General features: G+C 64.6%; 10 protein-coding genes. 1 reads left to right on the top strand and 9 read right to left on the bottom strand.

Annotation, left to right across the window (positions count from 1 at the left end):
- The first annotated feature begins 1 nt into the window (after nucleotide 1).
- Nucleotides 2-2,131: a sensor histidine kinase gene (locus tag AB7F11_RS01550; protein ID WP_428288309.1), complete on the top strand. Its 2,130-nt coding sequence runs from the start codon at nucleotides 2-4 to the stop codon at nucleotides 2,129-2,131.
- A 21-nt stretch (nucleotides 2,132-2,152) separates the two neighbouring features.
- On the opposite strand, the gene AB7F11_RS01555 is transcribed toward AB7F11_RS01550, so the two are convergent.
- The 9 genes from AB7F11_RS01555 to AB7F11_RS01595 form a co-directional block, all read right to left on the bottom strand.
- Nucleotides 2,153-2,773 (bottom strand): TorD/DmsD family molecular chaperone, encoded by a 621-nt coding sequence (locus tag AB7F11_RS01555; protein WP_428288308.1) that lies wholly within the window; start codon nucleotides 2,771-2,773, stop codon nucleotides 2,153-2,155.
- A 14-nt stretch (nucleotides 2,774-2,787) separates the two neighbouring features.
- Nucleotides 2,788-4,890: a 4Fe-4S binding protein gene (locus AB7F11_RS01560; protein ID WP_428288307.1), complete on the bottom strand. Its 2,103-nt coding sequence runs from the start codon at nucleotides 4,888-4,890 to the stop codon at nucleotides 2,788-2,790.
- A complete protein-coding gene (locus AB7F11_RS01565) occupies nucleotides 4,817-5,464 on the bottom strand; it encodes a DUF3306 domain-containing protein (protein ID WP_428288306.1) in 648 nt (215 codons plus the stop codon). Before AB7F11_RS01565 ends, AB7F11_RS01560 begins: the two co-directional genes overlap by 74 nt.
- Entirely contained in the window at nucleotides 5,461-6,303 is an 843-nt protein-coding gene (locus AB7F11_RS01570; protein WP_428288305.1) for a gamma-glutamyl-gamma-aminobutyrate hydrolase family protein, read from the bottom strand. Before AB7F11_RS01570 ends, AB7F11_RS01565 begins: the two co-directional genes overlap by 4 nt.
- A complete protein-coding gene (locus AB7F11_RS01575; protein ID WP_428288304.1) occupies nucleotides 6,300-6,926 on the bottom strand; it encodes a DUF3305 domain-containing protein in 627 nt (208 codons plus the stop codon). Before AB7F11_RS01575 ends, AB7F11_RS01570 begins: the two co-directional genes overlap by 4 nt.
- A gap of 124 nt (nucleotides 6,927-7,050) precedes the next feature.
- A complete protein-coding gene (gene boxA / locus AB7F11_RS01580) occupies nucleotides 7,051-8,346 on the bottom strand; it encodes a benzoyl-CoA 2,3-epoxidase subunit BoxA (RefSeq protein WP_428288303.1) in 1,296 nt (431 codons plus the stop codon).
- Nucleotides 8,347-8,478: 132 nt separating this feature from the next.
- A complete protein-coding gene (boxB, locus tag AB7F11_RS01585; protein WP_428288302.1) occupies nucleotides 8,479-9,906 on the bottom strand; it encodes a benzoyl-CoA 2,3-epoxidase subunit BoxB in 1,428 nt (475 codons plus the stop codon).
- 129 nt (nucleotides 9,907-10,035) lie between these two features.
- A complete protein-coding gene (boxC, locus tag AB7F11_RS01590) occupies nucleotides 10,036-11,709 on the bottom strand; it encodes a 2,3-epoxybenzoyl-CoA dihydrolase (protein ID WP_428288301.1) in 1,674 nt (557 codons plus the stop codon).
- Between the two features lie 149 nt (nucleotides 11,710-11,858).
- Nucleotides 11,859-12,779, bottom strand: a complete 921-nt coding sequence (locus AB7F11_RS01595) for a helix-turn-helix transcriptional regulator (protein WP_428288341.1) — start codon at nucleotides 12,777-12,779, stop codon at nucleotides 11,859-11,861.
- Nucleotides 12,780-12,863: the final 84 nt, after the last annotated feature.

The following is a 12,863-nucleotide window of genomic DNA, read 5'->3' on the forward strand; positions in this document are numbered from 1 at the left end:
CATGGCCGCCGCGCGCCGCGCGACCACCGGCATGACCTTCTGGCGCACACCCCGCTGGCTGGCTGGCTCGGTCCGCAACAAGCTGCTGGCCATGGCACTGCTGCCGCTGCTGGTGGCATTCCCTCTGCTCGTGCTGGCCCTTGCACTCTGGGGCAGTGCGGCCTACGACCGCCTGCTGATCACCAAGGTGCGCAGCGACCTGGCTGTAGCGCACGGCTATTTCGAACAAGTGCTCAGCGAAGTGGGGTCGGGCACGCAGGGTGTGGCCGGGTCGCAGGCGCTCTTTGCCGCGCTCAGGCCGGCAAGCCCCTCCGGGCAGTGGACCGGTTTGAGCGACCAGCTCGCGCTCGCCCGCGAACGACTCGGGCTGGATTTCCTGCTGCTCTACGACCCGCAGGGCCAACCGATCGCGCGCGCGGTGCCGCCGGGGTTGAGCGCTGGCGATGCCGTCGCGCCCATACCCGCCATGCCAGAAGCTTTGGGACGCTCCCAGAAGGCGCGCCTGCTGGTGCTGGAACCCGACGAACTGGCCGCACTCGCTCCCCACCTGATGCCACGTCTGCGCATCCCGCTGGTGGCCACGCGCAATGCCGCACCCGCCACGCGCGATGTCGAGCACCGTGCCATGGTGATGTTGGCCACCCACCCCGTGCTGGATGCCAACGGCCGTACCCTCGCGCTGCTCGCGGGCGGCCTGCTGCTCAACCAGAACCTGGACTTCATCGACCACATCAACCGCATCGTCTACCCCGAAGGCGCGCTGCCCTTCGGAAGCCAGGGCACCGCCACGCTGTTCATGGACGACGTGCGCATCACCACCAACGTGCGCCTGTTCCAGGACCAGCGCGCCATTGGCACGCGCGTGTCTCAAACCGTGCGTGACGCAGTGCTGGGCCAGGGCCAGACCTGGCTGGACCGCGCCTTCGTGGTCAACGACTGGTACGTCTCGGCGTACGAGCCGCTGCTGGACGCTGGGGAGCAGCGCATCGGCATGTTGTATGTGGGCTACCTGGAAGCGCCGTTTCGCCTGGTGCGCTACGCCATGCTGGCAGCCATCGGCCTGATCTTTCTGGTGGTGATGGCGTTGTCGGCCTGGTTCTCGCTTCGATGGGCTCGCAGCATCTTCCAGCCTGTCGAGCGCATGAACCGCACCATGCAACTGGTGGAAGAAGGCCAGCCGCAGGCACGCGTGGGCCTGCTGCCAGCGCGCGATGAGCTGGGCGCGCTGGCAGGCCATCTGGACCAGTTGCTCGACGTGATCGACGACAAGACGGCGGCCTTGCAGCGCTGGGGCCAGGAACTGGACCACAAGGTGGCCGAACGCACGCAGGAACTGGAGGCAAGCAACGCCTCGCTTCAACTGGCGCAACAGCAACTGGTGAAGAGCGAGAAGCTCGCCGCCATCGGCCAGCTCACGGCAAGCATCGCGCACGAGATCAACAACCCGATCGCGGTGATGCAGGGCAATCTGGACCTGATGCGCGAGACCCTGGGCGAAGCGAGCGCACCGGTGCGATCCGAGCTCAAGCTGCTGGACGAACAGGTGGATCGCATGCGCATCATCGTGACCCAGCTGCTCCAATACGCCAGGCCCACGGAGTACGCGGGCTACGTAGAAGCGCTCGACCTGAACCGCACCATGGAAGACTGCCTGGTGCTGGTGGGTCACCTCCTGGCGCAGACCAGCATTGCCGTGGAACGCGATTTCCAGGCCACCCGCCAGGTGGGCTGCAACCGGCAGGAATTGCAGCAGGTGATCATCAACCTGCTGATCAATGCGATCCAGGCGATGCCGCAGGGTGGAGCCTTGAAGCTGCTCACGCGCGACTGGTGGCCGCAGGGGTCGGAGGACGGCGACGCGGCGGGAGCCATGCTGGTGGTGGAGGACAGCGGTAAGGGGCTGTCAACAGAAGTCCGCGATCGCTTGTTCCGCCCCTTCTTCACGACGAAGAACGACGGCAACGGCCTGGGCCTTTGGATCAGCCAGGGGCTGGTGGAGCGCTATGGCGGCAGCATCAGTGCGGACAACCGCCCAGATGCCTCTGGCGCCGCGTTCACCGTGCGGTTGTTGACCGAACCTCGGGCACCTGAGGCTGCGCGCACAGGCAATGGTCGACCTGGAGGACTCTGAGAAAGCTTCGGGGAGCCCCGATCAAGCCAGCATGTCGAAGCCCTGAGCCTCCACGCTCACGAAAGCCCGGGTGAACCCCGCCAGGGCTCCATAGAACCGGGCCTTGGGGTGCGCAGCGATCGCATCGCACATTTGTGGCACCCACGGCAGCACGTGCGTGGTGAAGAACTTTTGTTGCTGCGTGAGGTTGGCCACTTCCACTTCGTCGCCAGCGATCAGGTAGCGCATGACTTCGCTGACATACGCCACATGGTCCTCGGTCTCGGGCATGGCCTCGTCGCGGGCCAGGCCGAGTTCGGCCAGGTCGCTGCGCAGTGCAGCCAGCGGCTTCTCGTTCAGGAAACCACTCAGGTAGTGCGAGCCGAACAGGTACACCTCAGGCTTGCCCACGCCACCAAAGAGCGCGTCGTACTCGTTCGCCACCGCGTCGTCGTCCATCGCGCGCGCCGCCGCCACGAATGCGCGCCAGGGCTCTTCCAGAAAGCCGCCGGCCGCTGGCGCCTCCGTCACCGCCACGCGCAATTGCGCCATCAACTCCGGCACGGGCGGCGCGTAGTACAACGCTGCCAGCAAGCCATAGACTTCGGCACGGGCGGTTTCTTCGTCCAGTGCGGACGAGACGGGAATGGCATTGCTGTTCATGTGGTCAAGCGGGTTCAGAGATCGGTGATGCGGGTTTCACCGGGGTTGGAGTACAGGTCCACCACGCGGCAATCGCCACACATTTTCAAACGCTCCAGCGCCTCTCCCTGGAACATGGCATGCCCCGAGAGCTTGGCCAGCATCACCTCGATGCCCTTCAAGGTCCCAAAAGGTTTGCTGCAACGGATGCACTGGTAGGGTTGCGCTTCGTTGAGCACGCGCAACTGCTTGCGCTGCTCGCCCAGCAACAGGCGCGGCAGCAAGGTGATGGCGTCTTCCGGACAGGTGCTGGCGCACAAGCCGCACTGCACGCAGTTCTTCTCGATGAAGCGCAGCTGAGGTCTCTCGGTGTTGTCCTGCAACGCGCTCGCCGGGCAGGCGCTCACGCAGCTCAGGCACAGGGTGCAGGTGTCCTTGTTGACCTCGATCGTGCCCAGCAGAGATGCCGATGGCAGGGCGATGGATTCTGCGGCGGGGCGATTGGCCGCACTGTCCTGCATCAGGTGATCCAGCGCGAGCTCGACCGTGGCGCGTTTCTCGGCCTGGAGGGCAAATGTGGCCCGGCGCTTGACGCTCTGTGCGGGCGCCACGTCGAGCGCGCTGTCGAGGGCATTCGCGTCTCTCGCCTCGATCAGGCGGAAATGCTGGCCGCTGTAACCCAGGCCGCTCAGCAACGCCTGTGCCACCGCCATCTGCTCGCGCAACGCGTTGCGGTATTGCGGCGCCTCTTCACCGGTCATGAGCACCCAGACCTGCGAAGCCCCGTAAGCAAAGGCAGAAAGCCACACATCGAGCCCGACGGATGCGGTGTGCCAGAGCGGCAGCGGGATCACACGCGCGGGCACTCCGCGCACGGTCTTTTTGTCAAGCGACGCTGCACGGCCCAGTTCATCGACCAGCGCGACACCGGCCTCCTGGCTGTGCAGCAGCAAGGCCGCATCCTTGCCACCGGCCTTGGCGTAAGTGGCGAGCACCGTGCGCAGTTTCACCCCCTGTTCGCTGGCGCGCGGATAGGCGTACGAGAGCGCACCGGTGGGACAAACTGTGGTGCAGGCACCGCAACCCACGCAGAGGTTGGGATTGACGACGATCTGGTTGCGCTTGATCTCGCTGCTGATGGCCAGCGCCGAACACACCTCGACGCAGGCATTGCAGCCCACGGTTTCGTTGCGGCCGTGTGCGCAGAGCTTCTGCTTGTAGGAAAAGAACCTGGGCTTTTCGAATTCGCCCACAAGATCGCGCAGCTTGATGACCGTGGTCATGGCATTCGAGTCCTGCAGACCACCGGGCAGGTGAAAGTAGCCTTGCGGGTGCGCATGTTGCTCGAACGCCGGCGACTCGCTCAGGTCAAGAACGATATCGAACTGCTCGCTGTGCTTTTGCGGTTCGCGCTGGAAGTTGATCGCGCCCACCGCCTCGCAGGCCTTCACACACGCACGGTGGCTGCGGCATTTGTCCATGTCGATCTGGTAGTCAAGACCGATGGCATCCTCTGGACACACCGCCAGGCAGGCGTTGCAACGGGTACACAGATCGAGGTCGATCGGGTTGTCGGTCTGCCATTGCACGTCGAACGCACCAAGCCAGCCGTGCACCTTTTGCAGTTCGCCCGCGATCACGGGGTACTGACGTGCCTGCATGCCAGCGCCGCCTGTGGCCATGAGGGTCACCTCCAGCGTGTCGGCCACCATTGCGGCAAGGCGTTCACTGGCGTCAAGCGCGCCAACGATCAGCACCCTTCCCGCGCTCTTGTAGGTGACGGTGGACACGGGCTCAGCATCCGGCAGTCGGGCGGCGGCGAGCAGTGCGGCCATTTTCGGGGTGGCTTGCGCGGCCTCGCGGCTCCAGCCTCCGGTCTCACGGATGTTGACGAAATGTATCGGTCGCACGTCCAGCGGCACGGCGCCCTCGGTCTGTTCCGAGAGCTCGATGAACAGGCGACTCTCCTGCGTGCAGGCCACCACCAGCTCGTCCTGGCTGCGGCAGGCTCTCTGAAAAGCGGGCGCATCCCGGCGACACAGTGTGGTGTGCAGCGTCAGGTCTTCATCCAGTGCCTGCCCCAGAACCTCGGGGTTCAAGGGCATCGTCTGGTTGCAATTGCAGATCAGCGTGGTCATCGTGGGTCTTGGGGAATTCGGAATCGGAGGCGATCGTTTCGCGGGGCTCGGCAGCGTTTTCGGCCGCAGGCTGGTCAGGCTGGGTTTCCGACGTTTTTTCACTTTCCTGGCGCACCACCACCTTGGGCTTGTCCTCGGGGTCGTCTACCAGCTTGAGGAACTGTGCGCCCACCATCCTGGCCATGTCGGCCACGGACAGGGGGCTTGGCTTGGAGTAATCGTCAATGTAGATGTCCAGGCCGTCCATCACGTTGTAGCGGGGATCGGTGAACAACTTCTTCACCGCAGCGTTGCGCACATCGCTCGGCACGCCACGAGCAACAAAGGACGAAAAGTCGGATTCGGGCGTGAGGCGTGCCACATCTTCCAGCGTTGGCGCGGGCGCCTGCCCGGCGCGCGGTTCCTCTGAAGGCGCGGCCACCGGCGGTGCCTCCACCACGGCCTTGGCCACCGCCACGGGCGCGACCGGCGCAGCGGACTCGATTGTCGGCTCGGGCGGCAGGGGTTCGCCGGCGCGCGCCTGCTCCTTGCGGCGTGACCAGCGAGAGAAAAAATGGCGGTCTTCGGTCGTCATGCGCGTTTGGGCAGGGCAACACCTGCGTGCACCTCGGCACGGCCATCCAGATGGCGTTCAGCCCGCGCACGCGCCGCACGAAGGAAGTCCATCATCATCGGACCGCTGTCAAGCAGCCCCTGGGTTTCCTCACCAGGGGAGAGATGAAATTCGGGATGCCACTGCACCCCCAGCACATAGCCGGGCCCCTGGTGACGGACGGCCTCAACGATGCCGTCCTTGGGGCTCCAGGCTTCGACCACGAGGCCCTCCCCCAGCCGGTCAACGCACTGGTGGTGGATGCTGGTGACACGATGCGGCGCGCCACCGCCATACAGCTGGTGCAGGGAAGATCCTTCTTCAAACGTCACGTCGTGCATCAGCCGGTCGTAATGCTCCGTGTCCTGATGCTGTACCGAACCCGGGCGCTGAGTCGGAATGTCCTGCACCAGACTGCCACCAAAGTAGACATTGATGAGCTGTGCGCCACGGCACACGCCGAGCACCGGTTTGCCAGCCTCGATAAAACCGCGCAGCAAGGCCAGTTCAGAGCGGTCGCGGATCACGTCTCCCGCCCAGGCAGGATCGCGCAGCTTGGCGCCATAGGTTTCCGGGCAGATGTCGATCCCGCCTTGCAAGACCAGTCCATCCAGAAGGGCGACAATCTCGGCCATCGGGGCGCGGTTGATCGACAGGGGGCTTTCGTCGTCGATAAAGGGCACCATCAATGCGATGGCCCGATGCGCCATGATCCAGTGCGCCATGGTGCTCTCAAGAAACTGCAGCCGCTTCTGGGGCAGCCCCAGACCCAGCGGCGGGTTGTGCAACAGGCGGGCGCTGATGCCAATGCGCAGTGTCATGTCTTTTGGCCTATGCCGTGTTTTTCGGTGGAGATGCGCACCGGCTGCCCGAAGCGGTCGGTGAGCGGCTTGAAGCTGTCGGGGCGCTTGCGTTTCTTCGGCTCGGGCTGGTAGGTGGCGTCGACGAAGCCGCGCAACCACTCCACCACCTCGGCGGGCGCGGGCACCTGGTCCACGCGCTCTTGCGCGTCAAGCCAGCGGCCCGCGTCGTGGTAGCTCAGCGTCACGATCTGCGGCACGGCCATCGCCTCGCCGTCGAGCAGGCGCGCTTCGTCGGCGCGCCAGAACACCCAGAAGCAGGGGTTCGGGGAATTGAGGTTCAGGAAGTAACCCTCGGCATCGTCGCGAAACAACTCCACCCTGAAGCGGGGAAACAGCCAGTGCGCCGCCTGCGCACTCGATTCCGTGGCGGCCACCGGTTCCACCGCCTGCGGTTCGTGCGCTTCGTTCGGGTCGGCAGGCCCGGTGTCGTCGGGCTCCGAGCGCAGCACCACGTCGGCCAACACCCATCGCCAGGGCTGCCAGCGGCTCATGGGCCCATTGACCGGCTCACGCCGCATCACCACGTCCACTTCGATGGCGGGACGGCTGCGTGCGAATACCGGGGTATGTGTATTCTTCATAACAAGACCGCAATGTAAGCCATCCAGCCAGCGGACGCATCGGGGCCATCGAGGAACCGGCTTTGCCGGGTCTCGGGTGTCGCCCCTGAGGGGTGAGGCGCCGCAGGCGCGGCGCGGGGAGCCCCTAGTAGGTTTCCAGATGCAGACGCCCTTCGCGCTTGAGCGAGGCGCCAATGGTGTCCCAGTTCAGACCCGCACCCTGCGCCACGTCGCGCAGCGCCAGCACCACGCCCTCTTCCATGCTCTTGAGCCCGCACACGTAGAAGAAGGTGTTCGGGTCCTGCAGCAGCACCGCGAGGTCGGCGGCGCGCTCGCGCATGGCGTCCTGCACATAGCGTTTGGGGGCACCGGGCGTGCGGCTGAACGCGAAACTGGTGTCGATGAAATCCTTGGGCAGGCTTTGCAGCGGGCCGAAATATGGCAGCTCTTCCTGCGTGCGCGCGCCAAAGAACAGCATGAGCTTGCCGCCTTCGAACTTGCCCGAGGCACGCAGGCGCCGGCGCCACTCGGTCATGGCGCGCATGGGCGCGCTGCCGGTGCCGGTACAGATCATCACGATGTGACTCTTCGGGTGGTTGGGCATGAGGAAGCTGGTGCCGAAGGGCCCGATCACCTCCACCTTGTCGCCCACCTTGAGATCGCACATGAAGTTGCTCGCCACACCACGCACCGGCTGACCCTGGTGGTCCTCAAGCACGCGCTTGATGGTGAGCGAGAGGTTGTTGTAGCCCGGCCGCTCGCCGTTGCGCGGGCTGGCGATGCTGTACTGGCGCGCATGGTGCGCGCGGCCCTTGTCGTCCGTGCCCGGTGGCACGACGCCGATGCTCTGGCCTTCGAGCACCGGGAAGGGCATGGTGCCGAAATCCAGCACGATGTGGTGGGTGTCGTAGTCGCCGCCGGCGGTTTTTCCAACTTCAGTCACACGCACATTGCCGGTCACGGTCGCGGTCACGGTCTTCTGCGCGGCCTTGGGTCCGTAGAGGTTGGTGTAAGCGTGCGCAGCCGACCAGGGCGGCAGCGTGGCACCGAAGGCCGAGGCGATGAAGAGGTCCTGGCCGGTGGGGTCGGGCTGGCTGGCGGGGGCTTCGACAGGCTCCGCCCGAACGGAAGAATCCGCATCCGCAACACCTTCGAATTCTTCAGGCGGCAGTTCGGCCGGCAACTCGTCCCAGGTGAGCTGTTCCTCAGGTGTGTACGCCCGCACGCGCGGCATGGTTCGCCAGTTGTCGATGGAGCCCGTGGGGCATGGCGAGATGCAGGCCATGCACAGGTTGCACTTCTCGGGATCGACCACGTAGTTGCGGTCGTCGTGCGTGATCGCCTGCACCGGACAAGTGGCCTCGCAGGTGTTGCACCGGATACAGATCTCGGGATCGATCAGGTGCTGCTGAATGACAGCGACTTCGGCAACAGCGTTCATGAGGTTGTCTCCATGGATCGAGACAGTGTAGGAGAGAGGTGAAGCAATTCGAGAATGCCGCGGGTCCGGGTTTCCCGGCCCGCAAGCATTGCCCCCTGGGGGGTGACGCGCCGCAGGCGCGGCGCGGGGGGGTCAATTGAACCTTACATACTCAAAATCGACCGGCTGGCGGTTGATACCCATGACAGGCGGCGCGATCCAGCCCGCGAACTTGCCCGGATCGACCACGCGGCCCATGAGCGAAGCGACGAAGGCGAAATCTTCCGGCGTCGGCAGCCACTCTCCTTTCTTCGCAGCCCATTCGGCCTCGCTGACCACGCGGCCATCGGGCGACATCTTGATGCCGGCCAGTGCGCCGATCTGCCGGTTGAAGGCCTTGTGCGGCACGGTCAGGCGGGTGGGGATGCCGGCTTTTTCCAGCACCTTGTTCCAGCGGTTCACGCCTGCCACCGAGTCTTTGATGAAGTCGTCGCGCAGTACTTCGTTGAGCGCGTTGAGCATGGGAACGTCTTTCTCGACGAGCTGGCCATTCTGAACTTCAAGCACTTTGTAGGTCTGGCCCTTGAGCACGTGGTCGTCGGTGCGCTTGCCTTCTTCGTAGCGTCCCTTGAGCCCCGAGCTGTAGAAGATGGCGGCATTGCTCGACTGATCGGCACCGAACAGGTCGATGGTGACGCTGTAGTGGAAATTCAGGTAACGCTGGATGGTGCCCAGGTCGATGCAACCGGCGGCACGCACCTTCTGCGGGTCGTCGGTCTTGAGCTCGTTCATCACCTGTGCCGTGCGCGAGAGCACGCGAGAGACACCACTCTCGCCCACGAACATGTGGTGGGCCTCTTCGGTCAGCATGAACTTGGTGGTGCGTGCCAGCGGGTCGAAGGCGCTTTCGGCCAGCGCGGAGAGCTGGAACTTGCCGTCACGGTCCGTGAAGTACGTGAACATGAAGAACGCCAGCCAGTCGGGCGTCTTCTCGTTGAACGCGCCCAGGATGCGCGGGTTGTCCTGATCGCCTGACTGACGCTGCAAAAGTGCCTCGGCCTCCTCGCGACCGTCACGACCGAAGTGCTTGTGCAACAGGTACACCATGGCCCACAGGTGGCGGCCTTCTTCCACGTTGATCTGGTAGAGGTTGCGCAGGTCGTACATGCTGGGCGCGGTCAGGCCCAGGTGGCGCTGCTGCTCCACCGACGCCGGCTCGGTGTCGCCCTGCGTGACGATGATGCGGCGCAGGTTGGCGCGGTGTTCGCCGGGCACGTCCTGCCAGGCCTTCTCGCCCTTGTGATCGCCAAAGTGAATTTCGCGGTTGGCGTCACCCGGGTTCAGGAAGATGCCCCAGCGGTAGTCACGCATCTTCACGTGCCCGAACTGCGCCCATCCCTGCGGGTCCACGCTGACGGCGGTGCGCAGGTAGACCTCGTAAGCGGTGGAACCGTCGGGACCGACATCGTCCCACCAGTTCACGAAATTCGGTTGCCAGCCTTCAAGCGCTCTTTGCAGCGTGCGGTCTTCGCTCAGGTTGACGTTGTTGGGGATTTTTTCGCTGTAGTTGATCGTGGACATGGTGGCTCCTGGGTGGTATTTCACTTCTCTGTTCGCCCTGAGCTTGTCGAAGGGATTGCGCAATGCAGGCTGGTGGGGCTTCGACAGGCTCAGTCCGAACGGGCTTTGGGATCAGTACGGGCTTCGGGGTCAGACGCGATTGAAATCAAAAGCGGCCTTGTCGCCTTTTCCGTAGACCTTGAGCGCACCCTTTTCGCCGACGGCGTTGGGGCGGATGAAGATCCAGTTTTGCCAGGCGGTGAGGCGGCCAAAGATGCGGGTGGCCATGTTTTCCTTCTGCGCGAAACGCAGGTTGGCTTCCAGACCGGTGAGCGCATCGGGTGACATGGAGGCACGCTCTTCGCGCGCCATGCGCACTTCGTCGTCCCAGTCAATGTCGTCGAGCGCGGCGGTCACCAGGCCGAGTTCGAACGCGGCGTCGGCGTCCAGCGCCTTGCCGATGGCGCCACGTGCGGCCTCCAGCGGCTCCACTTCTTCGTAAAAGCGGCGTTGCAGGCGAGACTGGTCGTTGACCATCGGGAGGTAGCCAAAGTTGAACTCGTCGAGTTGCAGCTTCGGCGCGGCATCCGCGTCGTCGGGCAGGGCGAGCATGTAGGCACGGTCGGCGCAGAACGCCAGCTCGGCCAGCGAACCAGCGAAGCACGAGCCGGATTCGATCAGCGCGAACAGGCTGCGCGAGGACACATCCAGACGCGCGAAGGTGCGACGCATGAGGCCGAGCGTCTCCCGCACCAGCCAGTGGTCCTTGTTCGCCAGCATCAGCGCGTCGCTGGTCAGCACCGCAGCGGCATCGCCTTCGGTCTTGATCAGCCAGGTGCCGATGTCGAGTTCGTTGGTGCGCAGACAGAGGATGGCGTCATCCAGCTCGCGCGCCATCTGCAGTGGCCACCAGGAGGCGCCAGCCGCCTCGATGCCAGCGATGTCCTTGGGCTGCACTCCGGCAGGGGCTTTCACCGTGATCGTGGCACTGCGCCTGGCGCGGTCCAACGAGACGTCCACCAACGCATAGGCGAGGCCATCGGCGCTGTCCGTGCGCTCGATGCGGGGCAACGCCACGCCCTTGCCAGCAGCAGGCCGGTCGCTCTTGACGGCCAGGGCAGCGGCGCGTTCATTCACATGCGCGGCAAATTGCTGTGGCTTGGCGATGGAGTCGACCAGGCGCCAGTCCACGGCCTTCTTGCCACGCACGCCTTCGCTCGTGGTGCAGAAGATGTCGGCGAGGTCGTGGCGCACATGGCGCTTGTCGGTCACGCGGGTCAGGCCACCGGTGCCGGGCAACACGCCCAGCAGCGGCACCTCGGGCAGAGACACCGAAGAGGAGCGGTCGTCCACCAGCACGATCTCGTCGCAGGCCAGGGCCAGTTCATAACCACCGCCGGCACAGGCGCCGTTGAGCGCGGCCACAAACTTCAGGCCGCTGTGCCTGGACGAGTCCTCGATGCCATTGCGCGTCTCGTTGGTGAACTTGCAGAAGTTCACCTTCCAGGCGTGGCTGGAGAGGCCCAGCATGAAGATGTTGGCACCAGAGCAGAACACGCGGTCTTTGGCACTGGTGACGACCACGGTGCGAACTTCCGGATGTTCGAAACGCACACGGTTGAGGGCATCGTGCAGTTCGATGTCCACGCCCAGGTCGTAACTGTTGAGCTTGAGCTTGTAGCCGGGACGGATGCCGGCGTCTTCGTTGATGTCCACCGCCAGGGTGGCAATGGCGCCGTCGAAAGACAGCTTCCAGTGGCGGTATTGGCTGGGGTCGGTGCGGTAGTCGACGGTGGTCGGCGTGGCGATGGGGTTGGCGCTCATGGTCATGTCTCCGGGGCGGTGGTCTCAGGCAGCCGTGGCAGCTGCGGCGGGATCAGGCCCGGAGCCGGCCACTATGGCCTGCCGGTTCGAACCTGTTGATGTGAATAATAATTCACAAACTTAAAAACGTCAATGCACTTTTCTGCATGTTATGCAGGCGAGGCGATCAGCTCCCGCACCTGATCGCGCAAAGCCACGAAAGCCTCGTCCAGCGGGTAGGCACTGGTGTTGAAGCTCATGTCGGCCTTGGAATAGAAGGCCGAACGCCCAGCCAGGATGCGCTTGAGGTCCTCCATGGCTTCGCGGCTTGCGGCCATGGGCCGCATGTCTCCCTGGGCGGCCACGCGTCCCATGTGGTCGGCGGCTTCGGCCTGCAGCCACACCGTGGTGCAGTGCGAAAGCAGCAGGTTGAAATTGGCGGCGTCCGACACCAGGCCACCGGGCGTCGCAATCACCACCTCGGGGTAGATCTGGATGGTTTCTTCCAGGGCGCGGCGTTCATAGCGGCGATAGGCCGGCGTGCCATAAAGGGCGTGGATCTCGTTGATGCTGCAGCCGGCGAATTTCTCGATCTCGCGGCTCAGCTCGACAAAGGCAAAGCCCAGGTCGTCGGCCAGGCGCTGGCCCAGCGTGGACTTGCCTGCGCCGCGCAAGCCGATCAGCGCAATGCGGGCCTTGCGTCCGGGGTCGTCGCCCGGCATGGCGCCACCGCCCAGCAGCCCGCCGATGGCAATGCGCGCGCGCCGCAGGTCGGCTTCGCTTCGCTTTTCCAGCAGTTCACGAATCAGTAGCCACTCCGGTGAGCTTGTGCTCACATCACCCAGCAGCTCGGCAAGTGAACACTGCAACGCCTGAGCCACTTGCAACAGCACGAGGATGGAGGCGTTGCCGGTACCGTATTCGAGATTGGCCAGATGGCGCTCGGAGACGTCGGCGGCGAGCGCCACGGCCTTGCGCGTCATGCCCCGGCGCGAGCGCAGGGTGCGTACCCGCTCTCCGAGCGAAACCAGGAAGGGATGCCGAGGTTCCTCAGGAGCAGGATCGGCAGGCCGGCTTGCGGCGGAGGCCATCACACTGGGGTCGGCAGCGTCCATGCGAACAAGGCTTTCAAAGGAGTCGTGGCTGGAGGGATAACCCTCGGAGGCCTTGCCAAT

Source organism: Hydrogenophaga sp., from assembly GCF_050250835.1.
Taxonomy (GTDB): Bacteria; Pseudomonadota; Gammaproteobacteria; order Burkholderiales; family Burkholderiaceae_C; genus Hydrogenophaga.